Source organism: Rhizobium brockwellii (genome assembly GCF_000769405.2).
Lineage (GTDB): Bacteria > Pseudomonadota > Alphaproteobacteria > Rhizobiales > Rhizobiaceae > Rhizobium > Rhizobium brockwellii.
The window spans coordinates 762502-785995 of sequence record NZ_CP053440.1; the positions used below are offsets into that span (position 1 = coordinate 762502).

Annotated in this window: 21 protein-coding genes and 3 pseudogenes; 15 read left to right on the forward strand and 9 right to left on the reverse strand. The window is 58.7% G+C overall.

All coding sequences use genetic code 11. The annotated features are described in order from the left end of the window. Positions 1–32 precede the first annotated feature (32 nt). From RLCC275e_RS27160 to RLCC275e_RS27185, 6 genes and pseudogenes are all read left to right on the forward strand, one after another. Positions 33–1337, forward strand: a complete 1305-nt coding sequence (locus tag RLCC275e_RS27160; RefSeq protein ID WP_130708014.1) for an ABC transporter substrate-binding protein — start codon at positions 33–35, stop codon at positions 1335–1337. A 73-nt stretch (positions 1338–1410) separates the two neighbouring features. Continuing rightward, positions 1411–2343 carry a carbohydrate ABC transporter permease gene (locus RLCC275e_RS27165; protein ID WP_003550718.1) on the forward strand — a complete coding sequence of 311 codons (933 nt, stop codon included), beginning with the start codon at positions 1411–1413 and terminating at the stop codon, positions 2341–2343. Further along, entirely contained in the window at positions 2336–3229 is an 894-nt protein-coding gene (locus RLCC275e_RS27170; RefSeq protein WP_033183394.1) for a carbohydrate ABC transporter permease, read from the forward strand. The genes RLCC275e_RS27165 and RLCC275e_RS27170 overlap by 8 nt, the downstream gene beginning before the upstream one ends. Before the next feature lie 2 nt (positions 3230–3231). Further along, positions 3232–4932 (forward strand): beta-fructofuranosidase, encoded by a 1701-nt coding sequence (locus RLCC275e_RS27175; RefSeq protein WP_033183393.1) that lies wholly within the window; start codon positions 3232–3234, stop codon positions 4930–4932. A 13-nt stretch (positions 4933–4945) separates the two neighbouring features. Next, a complete protein-coding gene (locus RLCC275e_RS27180; protein ID WP_033183392.1) occupies positions 4946–5992 on the forward strand; it encodes an ABC transporter ATP-binding protein in 1047 nt (348 codons plus the stop codon). Between the two features lie 365 nt (positions 5993–6357). Beyond that, positions 6358–6605, forward strand: a pseudogene (locus RLCC275e_RS27185) (hypothetical protein). A 482-nt stretch (positions 6606–7087) separates the two neighbouring features. Here the strand turns inward: RLCC275e_RS27185 and zwf are convergent. Then, on the reverse strand, positions 7088–8554 hold the full coding sequence (gene zwf, locus RLCC275e_RS27190) for a glucose-6-phosphate dehydrogenase (RefSeq protein WP_033183391.1): 1467 nt from the start codon (positions 8552–8554) through the stop codon (positions 7088–7090). A gap of 242 nt (positions 8555–8796) precedes the next feature. Here zwf and RLCC275e_RS27195 point away from each other — a divergent pair. Beyond that, positions 8797–9141, forward strand: a pseudogene (locus RLCC275e_RS27195) (methyl-accepting chemotaxis protein); the annotation flags it as partial. Positions 9142–9248: 107 nt separating this feature from the next. Here RLCC275e_RS27195 and RLCC275e_RS27200 read toward each other — a convergent pair. Further along, positions 9249–10244, reverse strand: a complete 996-nt coding sequence (locus tag RLCC275e_RS27200) for a LacI family DNA-binding transcriptional regulator (protein WP_033183390.1) — start codon at positions 10242–10244, stop codon at positions 9249–9251. Positions 10245–10417: 173 nt separating this feature from the next. Between RLCC275e_RS27200 and RLCC275e_RS27205 the strand changes: the two genes are divergently transcribed. From RLCC275e_RS27205 to RLCC275e_RS27235, 7 genes and pseudogenes are all read left to right on the forward strand, one after another. After that, the gene (locus RLCC275e_RS27205) at positions 10418–11365 is read left to right on the forward strand and encodes a sugar ABC transporter substrate-binding protein (RefSeq protein ID WP_033183389.1); all 948 of its coding nucleotides are present in this window, start codon (positions 10418–10420) and stop codon (positions 11363–11365) included. Positions 11366–11490: 125 nt separating this feature from the next. After that, entirely contained in the window at positions 11491–12612 is a 1122-nt protein-coding gene (locus tag RLCC275e_RS27210; RefSeq protein ID WP_033183388.1) for an ABC transporter permease, read from the forward strand. Between the two features lie 2 nt (positions 12613–12614). Continuing rightward, positions 12615–13409: an ATP-binding cassette domain-containing protein gene (locus tag RLCC275e_RS27215; protein WP_033183387.1), complete on the forward strand. Its 795-nt coding sequence runs from the start codon at positions 12615–12617 to the stop codon at positions 13407–13409. An 84-nt stretch (positions 13410–13493) separates the two neighbouring features. Next, positions 13494–14297, forward strand: a complete 804-nt coding sequence (locus tag RLCC275e_RS27220; RefSeq protein ID WP_033183386.1) for a TIM barrel protein — start codon at positions 13494–13496, stop codon at positions 14295–14297. A 42-nt stretch (positions 14298–14339) separates the two neighbouring features. Beyond that, a complete protein-coding gene (gene iolG, locus RLCC275e_RS27225) occupies positions 14340–15332 on the forward strand; it encodes an inositol 2-dehydrogenase (RefSeq protein ID WP_033183385.1) in 993 nt (330 codons plus the stop codon). A 130-nt stretch (positions 15333–15462) separates the two neighbouring features. Then, positions 15463–15784 (forward strand): annotated as a pseudogene (locus RLCC275e_RS27230) (MurR/RpiR family transcriptional regulator). 380 nt (positions 15785–16164) lie between these two features. Further along, positions 16165–16884: a Urease operon accessory protein gene (locus tag RLCC275e_RS27235; protein WP_130708013.1), complete on the forward strand. Its 720-nt coding sequence runs from the start codon at positions 16165–16167 to the stop codon at positions 16882–16884. Here RLCC275e_RS27235 and RLCC275e_RS27240 read toward each other — a convergent pair. From RLCC275e_RS27240 to RLCC275e_RS27270, 7 genes are all read right to left on the reverse strand, one after another. After that, entirely contained in the window at positions 16767–17474 is a 708-nt protein-coding gene (locus RLCC275e_RS27240; RefSeq protein WP_245494089.1) for an SDR family NAD(P)-dependent oxidoreductase, read from the reverse strand. The genes RLCC275e_RS27235 and RLCC275e_RS27240 overlap by 118 nt on opposite strands. Before the next feature lie 45 nt (positions 17475–17519). Next, positions 17520–18128: a GTP cyclohydrolase I FolE gene (gene folE, locus RLCC275e_RS27245; RefSeq protein WP_033183383.1), complete on the reverse strand. Its 609-nt coding sequence runs from the start codon at positions 18126–18128 to the stop codon at positions 17520–17522. Positions 18129–18363: 235 nt separating this feature from the next. Next, positions 18364–18831, reverse strand: a complete 468-nt coding sequence (locus RLCC275e_RS27250) for a TspO/MBR family protein (RefSeq protein ID WP_033183382.1) — start codon at positions 18829–18831, stop codon at positions 18364–18366. A 64-nt stretch (positions 18832–18895) separates the two neighbouring features. Next, positions 18896–19426 carry a lipocalin family protein gene (locus RLCC275e_RS27255; protein WP_033183381.1) on the reverse strand — a complete coding sequence of 177 codons (531 nt, stop codon included), beginning with the start codon at positions 19424–19426 and terminating at the stop codon, positions 18896–18898. Next, positions 19423–20001, reverse strand: a complete 579-nt coding sequence (locus RLCC275e_RS27260) for a hypothetical protein (RefSeq protein WP_033183380.1) — start codon at positions 19999–20001, stop codon at positions 19423–19425. Before RLCC275e_RS27260 ends, RLCC275e_RS27255 begins: the two co-directional genes overlap by 4 nt. Continuing rightward, positions 19998–21026 carry an SAM-dependent methyltransferase gene (locus RLCC275e_RS27265; protein ID WP_033183379.1) on the reverse strand — a complete coding sequence of 343 codons (1029 nt, stop codon included), beginning with the start codon at positions 21024–21026 and terminating at the stop codon, positions 19998–20000. Before RLCC275e_RS27265 ends, RLCC275e_RS27260 begins: the two co-directional genes overlap by 4 nt. Further along, positions 21023–21823, reverse strand: a complete 801-nt coding sequence (locus RLCC275e_RS27270; protein ID WP_033183378.1) for a DUF1295 domain-containing protein — start codon at positions 21821–21823, stop codon at positions 21023–21025. Before RLCC275e_RS27270 ends, RLCC275e_RS27265 begins: the two co-directional genes overlap by 4 nt. A 187-nt stretch (positions 21824–22010) precedes the next feature. Here RLCC275e_RS27270 and RLCC275e_RS27275 point away from each other — a divergent pair, with 187 nt between their 5' ends. Continuing rightward, the gene (locus RLCC275e_RS27275) at positions 22011–23384 is read left to right on the forward strand and encodes an NAD(P)/FAD-dependent oxidoreductase (RefSeq protein ID WP_033183377.1); all 1374 of its coding nucleotides are present in this window, start codon (positions 22011–22013) and stop codon (positions 23382–23384) included. The last annotated feature ends 110 nt before the right edge of the window (positions 23385–23494 follow it).

The following is a 23494-nucleotide window of genomic DNA, read 5'->3' on the forward strand; positions in this document are numbered from 1 at the left end:
TCGAATAGTGCCAAACAGGAGGAGAATACGAAATGAGGATTTTTGTGGGTAATCGTTTACTTTCCGCACTCTTAGCGTCCGCTGCCCTGGTCGCGACCGCCGGCTTCGCCGAGGCGAAGACCGTCATCCACGTCATGCACCAGGGCGATCCCGGCTGGGTCAAGGCCTATGGCGACGTTGCCACCCGCTTCGAGGCCGCCAATCCCGATGTCGACATCGAGATGATCTACGCGCCGCACGATGCCTATAACGAAAAGTTCAGCGCCGCCGTCATGGCCAAGCAGCTGCCCGATATCATGGAACTCGATGCTCCGTTCCTCGCCAATTATGTCTGGTCCGGCTATCTGCAGCCCGTCAAGCCGCTCATTGACAAGGATCTGCTCGATGACATGACGGATTCGAATATCGCCCAGGGCACCTATCCGATCGACAAGGACCTCTATGCGATCGGCCTCACCGACTCCTCGGTCGTGCTCTACGGCAATAAGAAATATCTTGAAGCCATTGGCGCCCGCATTCCGAAATCGGTCGATGATGCCTGGACCCGCGAGGAATTCGAAGGCTATCTCGAAAAGCTTTCCAAGCTCGAAGGCGTGAAGTGGCCGATCGACACCTTCCGAGGTTACGGCATCAAGACCGAATGGATCACCTATGCCTACGGCCCCCTGCTCGAAAGCGCCGGCTGCGACCTGATCGACCGCAAGACTTGGAAGGCCAGCGGCACGCTCGATGGCGAGGCCTGCGTCAAGGCGCTGACGATGATGCAGGACTGGGTGAAGAAGGGCTGGGTCGTACCGACTTCGTCGGGCACCAACCAGTTCTACGCCGAGGGACAGCCGGCCGCGCTCGCCATGGGCGGCCACTGGTTCTACGCGGAGGCATCGGCAGCGATGAAGGACAATATCGTCGTCATGCCGCTGCCGAAGATCGGCGACAAGGGCGTGAGCCCGAACGGAACCTGGATCTGGGGCATTTCCGCGACCTCGGAAAACCCTGAGATCGCCGGCAAGTTCCTGAGCTTCCTGCTGAAGGACAAGGAGTACCGGGAGTACGCCAAGAGCCAGTCCGCCTATCCGGGCCTGAAGAGCTTCGCCGCCGAATCGCCGCTCTATGCGGAAGGCGGTCCGCTCGCCGTCGCCTTTGAGCAGGCTTCCAAGACCGCGATCGCCCGGCCGCCGCACCCGGCCTACCCGACGATCACCTCGGCCTTCATGCAGGCCGTCGACAAGATCTTCAACGGTGGTGACGCGCAGGAAGCGCTGACGGCCGCCGCCAAGAAGATCGACGAGGATATCGAGGACAACGCCGGCTACCCACCCTTCGACGAGCAGAAGTGAGGGGTTTTGACGGGGCCGGCTCGTCCTGCCGGCCCTGGACTATCTCGGGAGGATGACTGATGAGGAGGAAACAATGACTTTGCAACAGACCTCCACGCCCGCTTTGCGACGTCCGGCGAAACGCCGCGACAACAAGCGGCTCTGGCAGGAAATGGCGATGATCGCGCCTGCCTTTCTGCTTATGGCGATATTCCTGATCACGCCGTTCCTCTTGTCCTTCTGGACGGCGATGACCAACCAGCCGCTCGTGCCGCGCCCGACGCCGGTGCGCTTCGTCGGCCTCCTGAATTTCGAGCGCGTTTTCACCGATCCGCTGTTCTGGACCTCGCTGTGGAACGTCACGCGCTTCACCGTCTGGGTGCTGCCGCTGCAGTGCGGCCTCGCTTTCCTGACCGCGCTACTCTTGCATCAGAAGCTGCCGATGCAAAACCTGCTGCGCGGCCTGTTCTTCCTGCCGGCGATCACCTCCATGGTGGTGGTCTGCGTCATCTGGGGCACGCTTTTCCAGTACCCGAGCGGCCCGCTCAACCAGATCGTCGGGTTCCTTTCCGGCGGCACGATTCAGCCGATTGACTGGCTCGGCGACCCCAACTGGGCGATGTTCTCCATCGTGTTGCTTTCAGCCTGGCAGGCCTATGGCTTTCAGATGATCATCTATCTCGCCGGCCTGCAGGGCATTCCCGAAGAACTATACGATGCCGCCCGCATCGACGGAGCAAGCGCGCTGCGCCGCTTCTGGCACGTCACCATGCCCGGCCTTCGCCCGACCCATGTCTTCGTGCTGGTCATCACCACGATCCAGGCCTTCAAGCTCTATACGCAGGTGGCGATCCTCACCCAGGGCGGCCCGAACGAAAGCACCGAAACCGTTGTCCACTACATGGTGCGCGCCGGCTTCGAGGAGCAGAAACTCGGCTACGCATCGGCCGTGTCCGTCATCCTCTTCGTCATCGTTCTTCTGATCGCGCTCCTGCAACGCAAACTCCTGAGGCGCTTCGATGTCTGATCTCGCTTTGACCCAGCCCGTCCCGCTGGCAATCGCACGGGGCAACGGCAAGAGAAGCCTGCGCATCGTGCAGAGCCTCTGCATCCTGGTCATCGCGCTGGTGATGATCTCACCGCTGTTCATGCTGCTGATCGCCAGCCTGAAGGACGACCGCTTCCGCATCCTCGCCGACATGGGCAGCTTCCGCGCCTTCTGGGTCAGCGACCCGACGCTGTCGAACTATAAGGAGATCGCCCATTTCTCCGGCGAGTTGGCCTATGGCCGATATCTCTTCAATTCGCTGGCGATCCTCGTCGCCACAGTCGTCTCGGGACTGGTCATCAATTCCATGGCGGGCTTCGTTCTCGCCTGGGGTTCGCTGCGCGGCAAGGCGGCGCTCTTGGCGCTGGTCGTCGCGCTCTATGTCATCCCGCAGGAAAGCATCATCATGCCGCTCGTCGTCATGATGTCGCGGGCGGGGCTGACGGATACTTTCGCGGTGCAGATCCTACCGTGGGTGGCAAGCCCGCTCTATGTCTTCCTCTTCTACCAGTTCTTCGCGCAGCTGCCGAAAGAACTCTATGAAGCGGCGGAAATGGACGGCGCATCGGCCTTCCGCATCTACCGGTCGATCTACATGCCGCTCAGCCTGCCGGCACTCGCCACGGTCTCGATCCTCATGGGCATCGAAAGCTGGAACCAGTATCTCTGGCCGACGCTGGTCACCCAGACCGACTATGCTCGGCCGATTGCCGTCGCCATCGCCACCTTCTTCGGACAGGACAGCATCTACTGGGACCGCGCCATGGCCGCCTCGGTGCTGATGATGATCCCGGTCCTCATTCTCTATCTGGCTTTCCAGCGCTGGTTCGTCAGTTCATTCGTCGGCTCCGCCGTGAAAGGTTGATCATGTCTCTGCAGGCAAAATCCGAAACGTCAGCACCTGAAACCATTGAAGCGGAACTGCCCGAAGGCACGGTGCTGCATCTCTGGCTGAAGGCGCGCCATGCCGGCGGCGAGGCGAAGCTCTTCGTCGCCGTTGATGGCAACGACATCGGCGAGCCCTCGACCCGCCGCACAGGGGAATTTGAGTTCTTCGCTGTGACGCTCGCGAAAGGCGGTCGTGCCACGCTGTCCTATGATGCGACAACCACAGCGCTCTCCGTCGCTTACTCCTTCCGGCCGGAAACCGTGATGAAGGAGGGCATCCGCGTCCTGTACAGCGATGCCCGCACCGCCGCCCCCGAGGTGCCCGACAGCTACCATTTCCGCCCGCCCTTCGGCTGGATGAACGATCCGAACGGTTTTGGACGGTTCGGCGGAAACGCTCACCTCTTCTACCAGCATTATCCTCATGAGCCGCGCTGGAACACTATGCACTGGGGCCATGCCGTCTCGAAGGATTTCGTCCGCTGGAGGCATCTGCCCATGTTCCTCTTCCCGGCAGCGCATCTATCGGAAAAGGACGACGGCCGCGGCGGTGCCTTCTCCGGCTCGGCGATCCCCGGCTCCGGCCCGAAAGGCGAGGAGATCCGGGTCTTCTACACCGAGCATGTTCGTGACCGGCAACCGGAAGAGCAAATCCAGCTTTCCGCGGTCAGCCGCGACGGCATCGTCGCCGGGCCGTCGGAAATCGTGATGCCGCTGCGCCCGGAAGGCTTGAACCTCACCACCGATTTCCGCGACCCCTATGTCTTCAAAGGCCCGGACGGGCGCTGGAAGATGCTGCTCGGCAGCCGCGACAGGCAGGGCGGCGTCGTATTGCTCTATGAAACGGCAGACGCGCAAGGCGCCGATGGCTGGACCTTCCTCGGCATCCTCCATCGTGAGGACGGTTTCGGCATGACGGCGGCGGAATGCCCCTGCATGGTGCCGCTTTCCGGCAAAAACGCAGAAACCCGCTGGGCGTTGATCTTCGGTCTGCTCACCAGCCGCGACCCGCCCACCGGCCGCCGCAACCTCACCTCTGTCACCGTCGGCGGCTTCGATGGCCGCACCTTCACTGCGGAGTTCGTGCAGGAGTTGGATTTCGGTTCGGATGCCTATGCCTTCCAGGCCTTCGTTGATGGCGACGAGCCGGTCGGCATCGCCTGGCTCGCCAACTGGACGGATTTTTCCAGGAAGGACGACTTCCCGACGGCCATGACCCTGCCGCGCCGCATGCTTCTCGACGGCGACACCGTGCTGACCCCGCCGGTCGCAGCCGTCGAAAGCCTGCGTCATCAGTTGCTGGACGACACCGCGCTTGCCGCCGGTGAGACCGTGCCGCTCGGCACCGGCGCCGTCGAGATCGTGCTTGATCTCACCGCGCCGGGCGCCGCCTTCGATCTCACCTTCGATCATCCGGATGTCGATCTAGGCGTGAAACTCGATGCCGATGGTCTGGCGATTGTCTTCGACGCCCGCACCGGTTTGACGCCGCCACGTTACGTCGCCGCCGGCGCGAAACCGTCGAGCCTGCGCATCTTCCTCGATGCCGGCTCCATCGAGGTCTTCGCTGACAACGGCCGCTGGACGGGGTCCAAACGCATTCCGGGCTTTGCCGCCGCACGTTCGGCAACGCTCACCGGCGCCGTCGTCGAGGCCGGCGTCTGGCAATTGAAATTGTGAGGGAGGACAGACAATGGCATCGGTAGCAATCGACCGGGTTCAGAAGCAATACGGCGCGGCCTCCGTTATCCACGGGGTTTCCGCAGATATCGAGGACGGTGAGTTCGTCACGCTCGTCGGGCCGTCCGGTTGCGGCAAGTCCACGCTTCTGCGCATGCTGGCGGGTCTAGAGGATATCAGCGGCGGCGAAATCCGCATCGACGGGCGCGTCATGAACGACGTCGCGCCAAAGGAGCGCGATATCGCCATGGTGTTCCAGTCCTACGCGCTTTATCCGCACATGACGGTGCGCGAAAATATGGGCTTTGCCCTGAAGCTGCAGGGGCGCGATAAGGCGACAATCAACAAGCTGGTGAACGAAGCCGCCGGCATTCTCGCACTTGAACCCCTGCTGGAGCGCCTGCCGAAACAGCTTTCCGGCGGCCAGCGCCAGCGCGTCGCCATGGGTCGCGCCATCGTACGCCATCCGAAAGTGTTCCTCTTTGACGAGCCGCTGTCCAACCTCGACGCCAAGCTGCGGGTGACCATGCGCAGCGAGATCAAGGAACTGCATCAGCGCCTTGGCACGACCATCGTTTACGTCACCCACGACCAGATCGAGGCGATGACCATGGCCGACAAGATCGTCGTCATGCGCGCCGGCCGCATCGAGCAGATCGGCAAGCCGCTCGATCTCTACGACCGCCCGGATAACACCTTCGTCGCCGCCTTCATCGGCTCGCCGTCGATGAACCTCTTCGAGGGTGGCATCAGCGACGGCAGCTTCCGTATCGAAGGCGGTGTTTCCCTGCCGCTTCCGCCGCAATTGAGCCAAAGCGCGGCACGTACCTACGGCATCCGCCCGGAAGATCTCGACATTGGCGAGACGGGCATTCCGGCCACCGTGCTGACTGTCGAGCCGACCGGCGCGGAGACCCATCTTTCGGTGCGTGTCGGCACGCAGACGGCAACCATCGTGCTGCACCGGCGGGTGGATTTAAAACCCGACCAGCAAATCCACCTCGCGCCCAAATCCGAGAAAATCCACCTCTTCTCCGCCGGAGGCAATCGGATAGGTTGATCTCCGGCGCCTCCCGCTGAGCCGCGTCCGTCAATTGACGGGCGCGGTTCGGTTCCGGTGCCATCCAGCCTTGCGACGTCTTGGTTTTGGGTGTTCGGCCCTTCAGTTGATCCAATTGGCCAATTGCGCGGCGTCTGTTGCCACGGTTTGAATTTCTTCAAGAGCGCCAAACGGGCGGGGCTTACGGCTGAGTCGTACCGGTTGCTGCGGGTCTTTCTCGTAACACCTATGTGGGGAACTGGAATCACGGACGGATTTGGCTGGATTAGAGCGTTTCCGTTACGGTATCCGTAGGACTGCGAAGCGATTTGCGCGAGCGGGACAGCTAGAGACAGCACGTCCGGCTCTCGTAAAGCAGGATCTTGATGAACGCGGATATGATAGCCGCCTGGGCGGTGGAAAATGGATTCCATGCGATGGATTCGGGGAATTATCGTCGCCATGACAACGCAGGCGTGATCACGATCGAGATAAAGAGGATGTCATTCCTCCTCATCGATGAGAGGCAAGGATTGCAACCGCGCCTCATATCGCGGTTGTTCAAAGACATGCCCCTTAAAAGCGGAGCGGCCGCTTGCAGGGTCTCCTTCGTGACCGCAATCCCAATCATTGAGTCCTGACGCGATCACCACAGCCCAGCCAATTTACCCAGGCGGCCGACCGGCGGTATCAAGTTGCCATGCCAATCAGCAAGGCAATAGCGATCCTACGGGACGGGAGGGCATTCGCACGATCTGTCCTGTATCGAAGCTCTGAAGCGAGCACTTGCCAGGACGACGTTGCAGCGGGATGCATAGCTCGTTCGCCGCTCAGCAAACAGAGGCTGTGATCGGCTGCAATACTGAACCGAACACCCGCCTGCGCCCGAAATCCGTTCGCTGCAAGGTACCAACGGCGGCGACGAAATAAACGATGTATCAAAAGACCGAGATCAGCACAAATGCAGGTCCACGCACCAATGCCACTCCGAAACTGAGCATTAACGGTCGAAACTCGGTTTCCTGCACATCTCTGACAACGTCATTCTATTGGGATTGTTCGCAATTGGTCGGCGCCATTCCGGTCGCCGGCATCGATCCAACTTTTGACCGTCAATCACCCTTTTGCCGCATCCCTCCAGGCGCGCTCGAACGGCAGGCGCCAGGCGTGGGGGGCAATGAGTTGGTGGATCGACTTCGGCCCCCAGCCGCCCTGGTCGTAGAGGCGTACGGGCGGCGGGTTATCGAGGAGAGATTGGGAAACCTCCCAGAGCCGCTCAATACCCTCGGCCGTAGTGAACAGCGTGTGGTCACCGCGCATGGCGTCGAGGATCAGACGCTCATAGGCCTCCAGAACTTCGCCAATCAGGCCGGTTTCGCTCATGGCGAATTGCAGCGAGAGCTTGTCGAGCCGGAAGCCAGGGCCAGGGCGCTTGCCATAGAAGGAAAGCGAGACCTTGGAGGCATCAGCGAGGTCGAAGGTGAGGTGGTCAGGGCCCTGTGCCCCCACGCCAGATCCCGCAGGGAACATCGATTTCGGGGGCTCGCGGAATGCGATCGAAATAATGCGCTGCCCCTCGGCCATGCGCTTGCCTGTACGCAGGTAGAAGGGCACTCCGGCCCAGCGCCAGTTGTCGATGGCGCATTTTAGGGCGATGAAGGTGTCAGTGTCGCTTTCGGGATCGACACCAGGCTCATTACGGTAGCCAATGTATTGACCGCGCACCACGTCGCGCGGCTCAATCGGCAACATGGAGCGGAACACCTTGTTCTTCTCTTCCGAGATTGGCGCAGGCTCAAGGGCAGTGGGCGGCTCCATCGCCATGAAGGCGAGGATCTGGAAGAGGTGGGTCACCACCATGTCACGATAGGCGCCGGTGGTCTCGTAAAAGGCGGCACGGGTGGAAAGGCCGAGCGTCTCCGGGACGTCGATCTGCACATGGTCGATGAAGTTGCGGTTCCAGATTGGTTCGAACAGGCCATTGGCAAATCGGAAGGCCAGGATGTTTTGCGCCGGCTCCTTGCCGAGGAAATGGTCGATGCGGAAGATCTGCTTCTCGTCGAACACCTCGTGCAGCTTCTTGTTCAGTGCAACGGCACTGGCAAGGTCCGTGCCGAAGGGCTTTTCCATAATGATACGCGAGCGTTCAGTCAGCTCAGCCTGGGCGAGGAGTTGCACGGCCAGAAGGGCGGCACTTGGTGGCACGGATAAATAATGCACGCGCCGCGTCTCGGCGCCCAGTGCTTCCTCGGCCCTGTCGACCGCTTCTTTGAGAGCATTGGCGCCTGCTGCGAGCGGGACATAGTCGAGCGTTGCGGCAAACGCTTCCCATTCGGACTGCGAGAACTTGCGAGTCAAGAACTTGTCCAGCGAGTCACGGGCGATGGTGCGGAAGGCATCCGCGTCGATGTCGTCGAGCGAGACGCCGATAATGCGGCACCCTGGAATGAAGCCCGCATTGGTGAGGTGGAACAGCCCGGTCAGTAGCTTGCGCCGTGAGAGATCGCCCGTTGCGCCGACAAGCACAACGACCTGTGGATAGCCGGGGCCAACCCGAGTTGAATTCTTGCGCAAAACACTCATCCTCAAGTCTTCCGTTGTCCCTTGGGGATGGAGGTCGACCCCAGCTCCGAGCTGCCGCGAAGCGGCTATCTTCGTGCGTGATGCCATGACGTTGAAGCTCACCCCTCAAAGGTTAAATAGACGCATGGATTGCGTAGCGGAGCAAGGGGGGCGGCGATACCGTCCCGAAGTGCCGCGTCTTAGCGACTTCGGTCGCTCGTTTGTCGACTTTCTCGATACCAAGGTCTTGAGCACCTCATTTTTCCACCAGCGCATCGCAAGTCGGCGCCGGCGTCCGGCTCGTCGAGGAGACCGGCCAGGCGCTGTCATCCATCATGGACCACTTCACCTCGATCAATGGGCTGGTGCAAGTCATCTCGTCTTCGACGACCACGCAATACAAGGGGATCGACGAGGTCAACAACGCCGTTCGCGATGTCGAGCACATCACCCAGCACAATGCCGCCATGGTGTAGGAAAACACCGCGGAGATTCATCGGCTCCGGCATCAGGTGGAAGCGTTGAACGAAAGAATCTCCCACTTTCAGACCGCCGATATCCGCAAGGCATCGCCCGCCGCCCGCCCGCCGATGTCCCTGGTCTCCTGAGGGAATACCTTCGGAAATCATCCCCAATATGCAATGGAATCTGCGTGCTCAATGAAAGCAGGCAGAGGGTGATTGCTCAGGCGTAAGGCGGACGATCCTGGGGACACTCATGCCGATGACCTCGGCACAAGCCGCCCCTGCATGACAACCATTTCGGCATCGCGCTTGCCCGCTATCATTGCGACCATGGCGTTGATCATCTCGTCGGTGGGCTGTTCGTAGCTGGTTAGTTCGTAGGCAGGAGCCCCGCCGAGTTCGATATTGTCGAAGCCGACGACTGCCAAGTCTTGCGGAATCCCAAGACCGAATTCGCTCCGGGCGACATCCATTGCTCCCAGTGCCAGAATGTCATTTTCACACATCAATACATCGATGCGCGACGCGGGCGAAGTTGCACTCAAATAAGTACGTGCCGCTTCGGCGCCGGCCTGGGCGCTGTATCTTTCCGCGGCCAATTCTATGACGCCTTCGACACCTTTCCCTCGCCAGAAACTTGCATAATGATGGCGCCTGCCCAGCGCCGTCGACAGGGTTCTCGCCCCCGTCATAAAGCCGGGGCGGCGATAGCCCTTGTCGAAGAGGTAATCGACGATCTCGCTGAGAGCGAGCTCTGCATCGCAGGCAATCGCGGGAACGCCGGGGATTTGGCTGTCTCTCGCAAGAACGAACATCGGCGGGAAACCTCGGCCAAGCCGTCGATCACCCAGTGTTTCCTCGCGAAAGGCGGTACCGAATAGGATAACAGCGTCGAATTGTCGTTGGTCGGCGTTGATCAACGCGTGAACGTGATCGAAATGGCGGTTGATGTTGATCAATACGGTCAGCAGACCCTCCGCCTGCAGGCGCTCGGTCAACATCTCCAGAACCGGAAGCTTGTGCGGATTGGCGAAGTCGTCGACGAAGACGGCCACCTGATGGGTGGTGTTCGTCGCAAGACTGCGGGCAAGCAGGTTAGGCGAATAGTTCAGAACCTCGGCCGCCTGAAGCACTTTTTGTCGGCTTGCTTCCGTAATCGACGCACCGGGCGTGAACGCACGAATGACGGTCCATTTCGACACGCCGGCGGCTTCCGCCACCTCTTTCGCCGTCGCCCGTTTGCGCATGGCCGTCTCCTCCTGATTGGAATGAATATTCCACAAAAAAATAAAAATGGAATGGATGCTTGATTTCTGTCGACAATAAAGTAGTTTTATCGAGCTTGCTACCGGGTGCAAATGGAGTTGCAATCGGTAGCATTGGGAAGTTCGCGTAATGCGGACTATTTTGGGAGGGTAAAATGAAATTCGGTTTGAAATCGTTTCTCGCGGGCGCGGCCGTTGCTGCTGCGCTCATGTGCTCTTCGGCAATCGCCAATGCCGCTGACATTCGCATCGTCGCCGTCACCCACGGCCAGGCCAATGATCCTTTCTGGTCCGTCGTCAAGAACGGCGTCAACGCAGCGGCGAAGGACATGGGTATTAGCGTCGATTATCGCGCTCCGGAGACTTTCGACATGGTGTCGATGGGGCAGCTCATCGATGCTGCCGTCAATCAGAAGCCCGATGGGCTCATCGTCTCCATTCCAGACGCCTCAGCACTCGGTCCATCCATCAAGAAGGCTGTCGCCGCCGGTATCCCGGTTATTTCCATCAATTCCGGTTCCGACGTTTCAAAGGAGTTGGGAGCGCTTCTCCATGTTGGCCAGGACGAATATACCGCCGGCAAAGCCGCCGGTGGGAAACTGCATGAGCTGGGCGGCAAGGAAGGCCTGTGCGTGAACCAGGAGGTCGGCAATGTTTCGCTCGATCTGCGCTGCAAGGGCTTTGCCGACGGTTTCGGCGGCAAGGTCACGGTTCTACCCGTCAGCAACGATCCGGCTGATGTCCGTGCGAAGGTCAAGGCGGCGCTGAGTTCCAATACTGCCGTCGACACTGTCATGGCGCTCGGTGCCGGCACTGCTGGCGAGCCGTCCCTGGCTGCTGTCGAGGATGTCGGAATGACTGGCAAGATCAAGGTGGCGACATTCGACCTTTCAGCCGATTTCCTGAAGGCCGTGGCCGACGGCAAGGCTGCTTTCGCGATCGATCAGCAGCAGTTCCTGCAGGGCTATCTGCCGGTCGTATTCTTGGCCAACTACGCCAAATACGGGCTTATCCCGGGGGGTAATGTTCCGTCCGGCCCGAACCTTATCACCAAGGAAAAGGCCGCCCAAGTCGTGGATCTTTCCGCCAAGGGCATTCGCTAAGCGGAATTGCCGAAAGGCATTCTCCCAGAATCTCCTCCCCCCTGATGGGGGAGGGGCTTTGGCTGACCGAGCGCGCTGCCGAACAGCGCTAACGCTACCCTAAATTATGATCCGTGGGAGGAGTTATGGCTTCGCTTGAGCAGAGAACGGCGGCCGCGCCGAAGGCCGATGAGCGCGTCAAACAAGTGAGTTTTCTGACGCATCTGATGCGGCGGCCCGAGCTTGGTGCCGTGGCAGGCCTTGTTCTCGTCATCGTCTTTTTCTTTCTCACCGCAGATTCGACGATGTTTTCGCTTTCCGGCCTGATGACCATCATGGCGCCGGCCTCGCAATTGGGAATCCTTGCCATTGCAGCAGCGCTTCTGATGATCGGAGGAGAGTTCGATCTCTCGATCGGCTCGATGGTGGCCTTTGCCGGACTGATCTTCGGCGTCATCCTCACGAATTTCGGCCAGCCGCTTTCGGTTGCCATCGTCATGACGATGCTCTTCGCCGCGTTCATGGGGGCGATCAATGGGCAGATCGTCATTCACACGCGCCTTCCGTCCTTCATCGTGACCCTGGCATTCCTCTTCATTCTCCGTGGCCTGACGCTCGTCGGCCTGAAATGGGCAACGGGCGGTTCGACGCAGCTTCGCGGCATCAGCGACCGTGTCAAGGACAGTCCGCTGCTTGGCTTTTTTTCCGGCGATGCGTTGAAGGGCGCATTTGTCTGGCTCGCGGATCACGATCTGATCGACAAGTTCCCCAACGGCATGCCGAAGGTCACGGGCGTCCCGGTCTCCGTATTGTGGTTTGTCGTGCTTGCCCTGGCTGCAACCTGGGTCCTCCTTCGCACCCGCATGGGCAACTGGATTTTTGCCGCCGGTGGCGATCCCAATGCGGCGAGAAACTCCGGCGTCCCCGTTCACAGAGTTAAGACCGGCCTGTTTGCGCTGACAGCATGCGCGGCAGCTCTGGTTGCCATCATCACCGTGCTCGATGCTGGCTCGACTGACGCCAGACGCGGCTTTCAGAAAGAGTTCGAGGCGATCATTGCCGCCGTCATTGGTGGGTGCTTGCTGACAGGCGGCTATGGTTCGGCGATTGGCGCCTTCTTCGGCGCGATCATCTTCGGTTCGGTCTCGATCGGCCTGACCTACACCAAGTTCGATTCCGACTGGTTTCAGGTCTTCCTGGGCTCGATGCTGCTGCTGGCCGTTCTCTTCAACAATTTCATCCGCCGCAAGGTTACCGGGGAGCGCTGATCATGTCTGATGTCAACAATCGAACGCCGATCATTGAAGTGACCGAGATTGTCAAGCACTACGGCTCCGTGATTGCTCTCAACGGCGTATCAATGCATGTGTCGGCCGGAGAGGTGCTCTGCCTCCTCGGAGACAACGGCGCGGGCAAATCCACCTTGATCAAGACGCTCTCCGGCGTTGTCCGCCCAAGCGGCGGTGCCTTCCTGGTCGAAGGCAAGCCGGTCAATTTCAGCAGCCCGCGCGACGCGCTCGATGCTGGCATCGCGACCGTCTATCAAGATCTCGCCATGATCCCGCTGATGTCGATCACCCGCAATTTCTTCATGGGGCGTGAGCCCCGTAAGGGCTTCTTCCCCTTCCGTCACATCGACCTTACGCACTGCAACAACGTCACGCGTGAGGAGATGCACAAGATCGGTATCGATATCCGCGATCCCAATCAGGCGGTAGGCACATTGTCTGGGGGCGAACGCCAGTGCGTCGCCATTGCTCGCGCAGTCTATTTTGGCGCCAAGATCCTCATTCTCGACGAGCCGACCTCGGCGCTCGGCGTGGCGCAAACCTCGATGGTGCTGAAATACATCCACCAGGTTCGACAGAGAGGATTGGGCGTCATTTTCATCACCCACAATGTCCGCCATGCCTATGCCGTCGCGGACCGTTTCACCATCCTCAATCGCGGCCAGACGCTTGGCACCTTTGGTAAAGCGGACATCGCGATGGATGAGCTTCAGAACCTCATGGCCGGCGGCAAGGAACTGCAGCAATTGTCCGAAGAACTCGGCGGCACGATCTAGTCGGCTTGCTTCCGAGGCGGCGTTCGATTGGTTTTCACGGGCCGTCGCCGCCTTTCACTCAATCATCAATCATGGAATACGGTCATGAACGACGGCTCGCCGAATGCCTCATCCCCCTTCACGCTCGCAGTTTGCGCCGAGATGGTCTTCAAGTCGCTTCCTGTTCTCGACAGGCTCAAGCGCATCACAGAACTTGGCTTTCACGCCGAGATCTGGGACTGGACGAAACATGACATCGCCGCCCTGGCGAAATCTGGAGCAGTCTTCACGTCGATGACGGGCTATGTGGCCGGCACACTTGCCGATGACGAGGGCGCAGATGAATTGCTGCGAACTGCGAAGCAATCAATCCCGATTGCTAGGGAGCTCAATTGCCCGCGTCTCAACCTGCATGGGACCGGTCTCGACGGCCAGGGCCTGCCGGTGGTCAAGGCCGACAAAGTGACGGGCGCCATGTGGCTCAAGGCGCACGACACGCTTAGCCGCATCGCCGACCTCGGCGAGAAAGAGGGCGTCACCTTCGTGCTCGAAAACCTCAATGAAGCAGTCGATCACCCCAAGACACCGTTTGCCAAGGCCGAAGATACGCTTGCGCTTGTTTCGTCGGTAAACCGACCGGCGCTGAAGCTCAATCTCGACCTCTATCACGCTCAGATCGGCGAAGGAAACCTGATCGAGCTATGCCGGCGCGCTCTGCCCCATATCGGCGAAATCCAGGTGGCGGATGTTCCGGGCCGCATGGAGCCCGGTACCGGAGAGATCAACTACAAGGCAATTGCTCGTGCACTCAAGGATATGGGCTATCGCGGCACGATCGGCATGGAGGCCTGGGCTTCCGGCGACGATGAGACGGCGCTTGCCCGTTTCCGCGACGCCTTCACGGTTTGAAGATTTCGATAGTCAACACTTACACGTCATGGAGAGACATCAATGATCAGGTTTGGAGTGATCGGCGCCGGCCGGATAGGCAAGGTGCATGCCGCGACCATTGCGGCGAACCCGAAGGCGAAGCTCGTCTATGTGGCGGATGCCTTCAAGGCATCGGCAGAGGCGCTTGCCGCGCAGACGGGCGCCGAGGTTGCCGATGCGGAGGATGTCATCAAGTCCTCAAGTGTCGATGCGATCCTGATTGCGACACCGACCCCCAGCCACGCCGATCTCATCGAGGCGGCCGCGAAGGCCGGCAAGGCTATTCTCTGCGAAAAGCCGGTGTCCCTGTCGGTCGAGCGCATCAATGCCTGCCTCGACATCGTCGAGAAGAACAAGTCGACTTTGATGATCGGCTTCAATCGCCGGTTTGACCCGAACTTCGCCAGTGTGGAAGCGCGCCTACGCCGCGGGGATATCGGCGAAATCGAGATCGTGACGATCACCAGCCGAGATCCCGCGCCGCCGTCGGCTGATTACGTCAAATCCTCCGGCGGCCTGTTCCGCGACATGATGATCCATGACTTCGACATGGCCCGTTTCCTCATAGGGGAAGAATTCGTCGTCGTGAATGCACTTGGATCTTCGCTCGTCGACAAGGCGATCGGCGCCGAAGGCGATGTGGATACTGCAGCGGTGCAGATGCAGACGGCTTCCGGGCGCATTGCCGTTATCACCAATTCACGCCGGGCGACTTACGGCTACGACCAGCGCATCGAAGTCCACGGAGCTGCCGGCATGCTTGCGGCGAGGAATATCCAAGCAACCAGCGTCGAGCTTTCCAATGCGAATGGTGTCAGCGGCGATCCCGTCCAATATTTCTTCCTTGAACGCTACGCCCAGGCCTACGCCAACGAGATCAATGCCTTCATCGATGCGATCGACAGCGGCAACCGTTCGCCAAAGCCCGGCGGAGTTGATGGCCTCCAGGCTCAGAAACTGGCGGAGGCCGCCACCGTAAGCTGGCAGACTGGCAGGCCGGTGCAGGTCGATTAGCAAGCTTCGACGCGATGCGGCTATGTCCTCACACTGTCGCATCGCCATCGGGGATAACGCGCCGCCTTCCAATATGCATCCGGGTCGCACCGAGATTGCCGGAAGACGGATCTTTGGAAGGTGAAGCGCAATGCTACAGGATAGATGCCATCGTCCTCCCGCGACACTGCAGGAACTGAAGTGCCTGATCGCCAAACGGCAGATCGTATTTCCAAACAGTCTCGAACAGCTCGCGAGGCAGATTATAGAACGGCCGGAAATGATTGTATTCGAAAGTGCCGCTGTGATTGCGCGCAATTGCAAGGTTTCTCAAACGACGGTTCACCGATTTGCGCAGCACATCGGGTTTCGAACATTGCGCGATGATAAGAGATCATCTTCGCAAGACTTCCGCCAATCATCGCATAACGAAGCTAAAAACAGAAAATTCGATTAAGCTATTAGACGGCTGAGGTTCATAAAGCTTCAGCGCGATGGATGCGTATGCTATCAAATCTATCCGACTAGTAACATAATGTCCGCATCATTCCCTCAAAATTTGGCTTACTGCGACATCCTTGTCTTTCTACGGATTCTTTATCAGGAGAAGTACTATGGGGTGCAACAGATCTTTCGCTAGATCCGTTATAGGTCGAGCACGCCGAGAATATAATAGAAATTATCGATATTATGGCGATTTTCTGCACAGCGTTCATCTGCTTCCTCCATATCATTGCGAGGCCCCGTCCCAGCGTTTGTATCTTCGACATTGCCTCCTCATGGCGATCAAAGGCTGCTTTTTACCGCGATCGATAATCAAAATATGTCGTAGTGACTACGCTGGATTGAAGCTTTGGATCAAAAGCTTTTTGTTTTCTGGTGTACCGGCGTTTTGATCTGCTTTGACCAGCCGCCCGTAAACTTTGACTATTCAAAAGAGGGCCGCATGCCGCGAATGATATCCATCGTTGGAAACGCATCTTTCGGTTGCCGTGAAGCCGCTATCATCGACGATTGCGATTTTGTTGTGCGCTTTAACGATTGCTGGTCTGTCGGGAAGGGTGGCTGCCGCACCGACGTGGTCGCGGCTACAATACCGGCCGGCCGGCAGCTCTCGATGGCTAGAGAGCGCTCGTGGCACGAAAAGTCAGCGGTAGCGTCGGCCTCGGAGATTTGGTGCGTGCGGGACGCAATGAAGTTCATGGAACTCAAGACGAAACTTGATCCGGCGCTGGACGACTTTTGCGACGACTATACCGGAGAGCTTGCGATGTTCGCCGCTGAGACCGAAAAAGTGTTCAAGGTCATACCACGCAGCCACCACGACCGGATCGATATCGAGCTTCAGTCGATGTCGTCCGAGAGCTACGTCGTGCCGAGCTCCGGATTGATGGCGATCGCTTATGTACTTGAAGAGGTGTTTGGCCCGTGGCGCGACTGTCGGACCAATCGTGGCTACCATGGAATGGTTGTTCCATCATATGCGAAGAACCCGCCTGTATGGTGGGGTGTCAAATCGTCCAGCATCCGCAAGATGCGCTTGGCGGCTTCATCAGGCTCGGAACGCTGGTGACCCGATGAAAATGGATCGGAAAGCTGAGTTATGACGGTCCCGGGATGCACTGTAACGATCAAGGACAATGGGTTCGCCCGGGCCACTTCTATTGCGGCTGTGTGAACGATCTGGTTGAGCGCAGCCTTCGACGAGCGATATGAAATCCAGCCTCCCAGCGCATTGTCGCCGATCGATCCCACCCGCGCCGATAGGAGGGCGAAAATTACCCGCTTCTTTTTTGCGAGCAGCGGAACGAAGTGCTTCACGACGAGAGCGGGTCCAACGGCGTTGACGGCAAACTGGGCCATCATGGCATTTTGCGAAATCTGGCGTATCGACTTCTCCGGTCCCATGCCGTCAATGGTCAAAGCACCTGTGGCACAGATGATGAGATCAAACTCATTCGACCTGAGCATGTCCGCCGCGCGCTGCACGGAATTCTCGTCCGTAAGGTCGAACCCGTTCTCTTGACGAGAAAGGCGGGCAACCTTGGCGCAGTTGCTGTCCATTTCCAACTGCCTCGAAATCGCATTTCCGATTCCTCCGCTGGCTCCAGTGACCAAGGCAGAATACCCTGCATCTAATGATCGCATCAGTGTTTCGGTCATCCGGGGTTCTCCAGATTGCGATTCATTGTCGTCAGGAGGCCGGTTTCAACCGCGGGCCAGCATTATGAAACGCGCCTGATCCGATACAGATGCTTCGAACTGTCCGGCGAACGCGGTTGTGAGCGTCTTGCCTCCCTGCTTCCGAATGCCGCGCATCGCCATGCACATGTGCTCCGCCTCGATCATCACGGCGACACCTTTCGGGCGTAAACTTTCTTCAAGAGCTCTCGCGATCTGAGCAGTCATGGTTTCCTGGGTCTGCAGCCTGCGGGCATAGAGATCGACAAGCCTTGCCATTTTTGAAAGACCGAGCACGCCCTGCTCGGGAATGTATGCGATATGAGCAATCCCATGGAACGGCACCATGTGGTGCTCGCAATGGGAATGAAACTCGATGCCTCTGACGAGCACCATCTCGTTGTAGCCACCGACTTCGGAAAAAGTCTTCGAAAGCACATCCTCAGGCTCCGTCGCGTATCCGGAGAAGAGTTCGCGATAGGCCTTTGCCACCCGCTTCGGAGTATCGAGCAGACCTTCGCGTGATGGATCGTCTCCGGCCCAGCGTATTAGCGTACGCACCGCTTCCTCAGCCTGGTGTTGAGTTGGACGTTCCGAGGCAGCCACCGGGCATGCATTGGTGACAATGGCATCCATAAATCTCTCCGGAATTAATAAGCGACTTAGCTTACGTCCCTTGCCGGGTTCCGGATCAAAACTGCCGATCTGCAAAGTAGCGCAACTGTCAGATTGGTTCTGGATACGCTGGTGGCCTGGATTTGGTGAAGAGGTCGTGATTGCGACAGTCGATTTAGTGCGGACCCTGTTAACTTGTTCCGTCACCTGCAACCAGTGCTCAAGCCACCTGTCGGATATCTTTTGGTATGACGTTTCAGCCGTTCAGCCAAAGCAAAGACGCGTTCAGGACGGAAGCAAATCCCACCCATAGCGCATAGGGAAAGAAGCAAAAACGCGCGACCTTATCTCTTGCTATCGCAATAAAATAAAGGATGAGAAGCAGTAGGCATAGGATGACCGCCAGGCCTAAAGACATTGCATGCGCCCCAAAGAATAGTGGCGTCCACAGCCAGTTCAGTATCATCTGCCCAATCCAGATCTTGATGCCCCGGCCTTTGACGCCCTCGATAAGCCACGTGCGCCAGCCCGCAATTGCAATAAGGATATAGAGTGTGGTCCATGCCGGACCGAAAATCCAATTTGGCGGATTGAAAAACGGCTTGTTCAACGAGGCATACCAGGCCCCTGGTTGAATGGTTAGACCGATCACCAGCCCGGCGCCGATCACGACAAGGAGAAAGAAGCCCAGCATCATTGCGCTGGTTGTGCGGTAGGAGGGCATTGTATCTAATTCTCCTGGAAGTCCATCAGCGCGTTAAGGGATATTGCCAGTCTGTGTTTTCTCTTTACTGCTGCGGAAACTCAAGCTTGCGAACGTCGTAGCCGAGTTCGCTCGCCTTGTTGATCATGCGATGCAGCTTGTTTTTCGAGGGAACGTTCCTGGAGTAAATCCACAGGTTCGTCATCGACGGGTTGGCGCTGATAAACCAGGATTTGTCAGGAGATTTATACAAAACCCAATAGTTGAAAGTGATTAGCCAGGGGTATCGAACCTGCATCTTCGCATTTGTTGTCCCGAAATCCTGGATGGTCCCGGTGCCGCGGACGGTCTTCAGTCGACCTTGGGGCGTGTCGACTCTACAACCGTCTTCGATGAGAATCTCATCTGGCGATTTGCCTTGTCGGTAGCTCGAATAGCCCGCAACGCAGCCGTCGGTCAGGAACATCGGTGTCCGCCCGACCTCCAGCCATGTCCCGCGATAGTGATCCGGTCCCACTTTAATCACGTTGGGTGTGGCGTACGCAGCGGCGGCTTCGCTAAGGATGAAGAGCACCGCCAGCAGAAGCCGGCCCGCACGATTGAGACAATGTTTCATGAATACCTCCCCGGTGTCGGGTGCTCAGGCACCGCTGAATAAAGCCTCGACTGGCGTGAAGTTCCCGCATATCGCAGCGTTACGAAGGCCATCAGACTTGCCACGGCGAACGCGTTCAAGTTGAGGAGTATCGCAAGGTCTGTTTGCGTCCAAACGTGCAGCGGCGCGCCGATGAAACCCCGTGAAAACACGAAGGCGGCAAAAACGAGGACAGCCATTCCACGTTGCCACCAGTGTTCGTCTTCTCGAAAGGAGACTGCAACGAGCATTAAGCAGGCCGCCAGAAACAACTCAGTACCGGAGTGTTGGCCAAAGAGCTTCGTTTCGAACAGAGTGTCAAACGTACCGACCAGCGGAAGCGCGATCCTTGCCGACAGCGGCGAACGCCGGGCTATCAAAGGGATCGCCAGAAAGAGCGGCGCTGCGGCTAATGTGCCAAGCGAAGCTGCCACGCCATCACCCACCAAATACCAAATGTAGAGCGGGTAAAACGGCTTGTTCAGGAGGATGACCCAAGCGACCGTCACGGACGCCTTTGTCAATGGATCAAGATTTGCAGGTGCAACTGCCATCATGGTGTTCGTCCCAGAAGGTAGTGGCCGACACCCCAGATATCGCCCCTGTCATGGCCGAACATGCCAGCCGTCGAAAGAAAGAACAGTCTCCAACGGCGCTGCCATAGAGACGCGTCCCGGCCGTAGATCTGCCTTAAGATTGGCTGGATGCGATCGATGCGCCGATCGAAATTGGCAAGCCAGTCAAGAGAAGTGCGGCGATAATGCGTGCCCGACCAGCGCCATTCCATTTCCACTTGGAATAGATCGCCGAAACGGTGCGGCAGGTCATGGGCCGGCATGATGCCGCCGGTGAAGAAGTGCTGGGCGATCCAATCGGCAGGGTCGGCGCGGTCGAAACGATAGGATCGGTCTTTGTGCGTGAAGATGTGCAGGAACAGCTTGCCGTCAGGCTGGATCCAGCGGTGCACCCGCTCTAAAAGCGCCCGCCAGTTCGACATGTGCTCGAACATCTCCACGGAGACGACGCGGTCATAACGCTGGTCGGTGGCAAAGTGGTTCATGTCGGCGGTGATGACGCTCAGGTTGATCAATCCGAGTGTTTCGGCGCGGGCAAGGATGTATGCGCGCTGAGAGGCGGAGTTTGATACGGAGGTGACGCGCGAATTCGGGAAATGCGTGGCGAGGTAGAGCGACAGCGAGCCCCAGCCGCAGCCGAGTTCAAGAATACTCATGCCATCTTCGATGGCGGCGTGGTTCACGGTCTCGGCAAGAGCAAAGGTTTCGGCCTCGTCAAGCGTCGTGGTATCTGTCGGGTATAGACAGCATGAGTATTTTCTCTGCGCCCCGAGCGCCAGCGCGAAAAAGGCGGCCGGCACTTCATAATGTTGGCGGTTGGCCTGGTCAGTATGCGTGGCGACCGGAAAATGCCCCATCGTGTCGACAAAGATCCTCTCGGCCTCAGCTGACGTCGCCGCCAGTCTGCGCTTGGTGCGGTTGCAGAGGAGCTCGATGCCTGCGAGCGTCATGCTGTCGTTGAGCGGGGCTCGCTCGGCAGTCTTGATAGCGAAAGCCATCACATTCATCGCTCATCTCCTTGTGGGCGCTGTCTTCGAGGTGCTGGGAAAAAGGCGTTGACGCGGCTCTGTAGGGCGCGGAACTTTTCGCCGCGCGAGCGCAGCATGTGCTCTTCGAGCGGGGGGATGCCGGAGACATGAACGAGCAGCCAATACATCAGCAGCGGTGCGAAGATCGACAGCCAGCTCGAGATTGGCGCTGCAATCGCGAAAAGTGGCCAGCAACACCAGAAGAGCCATTCGAAGAAATAGTTGGGGTGGCGCGAATAGCGCCATAGGCCAGCCTCGCAGACCTCTGTCTTCGCCTGCGGTGTTTTCCGGAAGCGCGCCAGCTGCACGTCGGCGATCGCCTCGCCGACCAGCGCAACAGCAGCGATCAAGACAGCGACCCCATCATGCAAACTTGGGAACACGATATCATTGTTCGCTGCGAGATAGACGGCCAGCATGAGCACGAATGCCGCTAACGCCTGGATCTGGAGAAAGAGGAATAGCCGCCATTCGGCGCTATCACCCCACTCCGCTATAAGTCTTGCATAGCGGGGATCTTCGCTACCGCCTCTGGTACGTGACCCGATATGGCCGCCGAGCCTCAGTGCCCAGGCGGCGATGATAATCATGAGGGCGATGCGACGATCAACGTCCCCATTCGAAAAAAGCGCCGCGGTCATACCGCCGACGCCTACCGCGGCGGTCCAGATCGTATCGATCCAGCCACTCAAGCCCGTAACACGCTGAATCGCCCAGGCGATGGCCATCGCAAGCGACAACAAGATCGCGATGAGAACTAAAAGAGACAAATCCATCGTTTTTCCATCGGGTGGATTGTTAACGAGCTTCTCTACGGCCTTGCACACAGATCAGTTTTTCCGCGCGCCTGGAAATTCCTCAAAAAATTGCGCAGCCAGCAAAACTAACCTGAGCTCCTCTTCGTAGAGGCGGTCTGAAAACAACTGCATTGAGAGCCGGCAACGGCTCACACCGAGAGGTTATATGGAATTTGATAATCGGAACGCTGGCGGACGGCGCCTGAATATAGCCGTCGTTGGAACCGGCATTTCAGGCCTTTCGGCAGCTTGGCTTTTGTCTCACCGCCACGATGTTACTGTTTACGAGGCTGCGAACCGGATTGGTGGTCACAGCAATACGGTGGAGTTCGAGAGCGCGAGCGGGCCAGTTGCGGTTGATACTGGCTTTATCGTCTATAACGAGGTCACCTACCCGAATCTGGCAGCTTTGTTCCGCCTGCTCGACGTGCCGACGGCTGCGTCCGACATGTCATTTGCCGTCTCGCTGAACGATGGTGCCTTCGAATATTCCGGCGGCACCCGCCTCGGTTTATTTGCTCAAAGATCAAATCTCGTCAACGCGCGCTTCTGGTCGATGATACGGGATTTACTTCGCTTCTATCGCACCGCACCGCGCGATCTTGCTATGATGGGCAATATCTCGCTTCACGACTACCTGTGCCGCAACGGCTATGGTCGACCTTTCCGCGACGACCACCTCTATCCGATGGCCGCGGCAATCTGGTCGACGGCGGCCATGGAGGTGGGCAACTACGCTGCTGCCAGCTTCGTGAAATTCTGTCGCAATCACGGCCTTCTCGAACTCTGGAACCGGCCAATCTGGCGAACGGTCAAGGGTGGCAGCCGTGAATATGTGTCGCGCATTGCCAGCTGTTTCGCCGACCGGATAAGGCTTTCGACCCCGGTGACGGCCATCCGCCGGTTGCCGGGGCGAGTGGAAGTCCGGGATGCGGGGGGTGCAAACCAAGTCTTCGACGACGTCGTGATTGCCACGCACGCGGATCAGGCGCTCCGCCTGCTGACTGATGCAACGGACGACGAACGGCGCATCCTTGGTGCGTTTCAATATTCGCGCAACGAGGCCGTGCTCCACGGCGATGCCAGCCTCATGCCGAGGCGGCGCGGCGCGTGGTCAAGTTGGAATTATATCGCCGACACCGAGGATGCACCCGCACAGCCGTCGATCACCTATTGGATGAACAGGCTGCAGCCACTTGGCGCAGCGCCTCCAATATTTGTGACCCTCAATCCACGTCGCGAGCCGCGCGCTGACAGCGTTATTCTGCGTGAAGTCTACGACCACCCTGTCTTCGACCTTGGAACAGACAGAGCTCAGCACGAAGTCTGGTCGCTGCAAGGGGTAGGCAATACCTGGTTCTGCGGCGCGCATTTCGGGTCAGAGTTTCATGAAGACGGCATTCAAGCCGGGCTCGCGGTCGCTGAAGATCTCGGCGGCCTGCGCCGGCCCTGGCAGGTGGCGCAGGAAAGTGCCCGGATTATTCGCAAGCCGCTGATTAGGCCCATCGATGTTCCGATCGACGGGCCAGTGCTCGCATGACACCGGAATTTCGACCAAGTCCCAGTCATCCGGCTTTTACCCACCTAAGTCACGCACGGCACAGGCTAACGCGCATCGTTAAGAGTCATCCATGTTCGGGCGCATCGAAC

Excerpts from the sequence above, each read along its gene's own strand:
- RLCC275e_RS27275 (WP_033183377.1), top strand. The coding sequence starts at position 22,011 with ATGGAATTTGATAATCGGAACGCTGGCGGACGGCGCCTGAATATAGCC.
- RLCC275e_RS27250 (WP_033183382.1), bottom strand. The coding sequence starts at position 18,831 with ATGCCCTCCTACCGCACAACCAGCGCAATGATGCTGGGCTTCTTTCTC.
- RLCC275e_RS27205 (WP_033183389.1), top strand. The coding sequence starts at position 10,418 with ATGAAATTCGGTTTGAAATCGTTTCTCGCGGGCGCGGCCGTTGCTGCT.
- RLCC275e_RS27255 (WP_033183381.1), bottom strand. The coding sequence starts at position 19,426 with ATGAAACATTGTCTCAATCGTGCGGGCCGGCTTCTGCTGGCGGTGCTC.
- folE (WP_033183383.1), bottom strand. The coding sequence starts at position 18,128 with ATGGATGCCATTGTCACCAATGCATGCCCGGTGGCTGCCTCGGAACGT.
- RLCC275e_RS27175 (WP_033183393.1), top strand. The coding sequence starts at position 3,232 with ATGTCTCTGCAGGCAAAATCCGAAACGTCAGCACCTGAAACCATTGAA.
- RLCC275e_RS27210 (WP_033183388.1), top strand. The coding sequence starts at position 11,491 with ATGGCTTCGCTTGAGCAGAGAACGGCGGCCGCGCCGAAGGCCGATGAG.
- RLCC275e_RS27170 (WP_033183394.1), top strand. The coding sequence starts at position 2,336 with ATGTCTGATCTCGCTTTGACCCAGCCCGTCCCGCTGGCAATCGCACGG.
- RLCC275e_RS27165 (WP_003550718.1), top strand. The coding sequence starts at position 1,411 with ATGACTTTGCAACAGACCTCCACGCCCGCTTTGCGACGTCCGGCGAAA.
- RLCC275e_RS27215 (WP_033183387.1), top strand. The coding sequence starts at position 12,615 with ATGTCTGATGTCAACAATCGAACGCCGATCATTGAAGTGACCGAGATT.
- RLCC275e_RS27265 (WP_033183379.1), bottom strand. The coding sequence starts at position 21,026 with ATGAATGTGATGGCTTTCGCTATCAAGACTGCCGAGCGAGCCCCGCTC.
- RLCC275e_RS27200 (WP_033183390.1), bottom strand. The coding sequence starts at position 10,244 with ATGCGCAAACGGGCGACGGCGAAAGAGGTGGCGGAAGCCGCCGGCGTG.
- RLCC275e_RS27160 (WP_130708014.1), top strand. The coding sequence starts at position 33 with ATGAGGATTTTTGTGGGTAATCGTTTACTTTCCGCACTCTTAGCGTCC.
- zwf (WP_033183391.1), bottom strand. The coding sequence starts at position 8,554 with ATGAGTGTTTTGCGCAAGAATTCAACTCGGGTTGGCCCCGGCTATCCA.
- iolG (WP_033183385.1), top strand. The coding sequence starts at position 14,340 with ATGATCAGGTTTGGAGTGATCGGCGCCGGCCGGATAGGCAAGGTGCAT.
- RLCC275e_RS27220 (WP_033183386.1), top strand. The coding sequence starts at position 13,494 with ATGAACGACGGCTCGCCGAATGCCTCATCCCCCTTCACGCTCGCAGTT.
- RLCC275e_RS27180 (WP_033183392.1), top strand. The coding sequence starts at position 4,946 with ATGGCATCGGTAGCAATCGACCGGGTTCAGAAGCAATACGGCGCGGCC.
- RLCC275e_RS27240 (WP_245494089.1), bottom strand. The coding sequence starts at position 17,474 with ATGACCGAAACACTGATGCGATCATTAGATGCAGGGTATTCTGCCTTG.
- RLCC275e_RS27260 (WP_033183380.1), bottom strand. The coding sequence starts at position 20,001 with ATGATGGCAGTTGCACCTGCAAATCTTGATCCATTGACAAAGGCGTCC.
- RLCC275e_RS27270 (WP_033183378.1), bottom strand. The coding sequence starts at position 21,823 with ATGGATTTGTCTCTTTTAGTTCTCATCGCGATCTTGTTGTCGCTTGCG.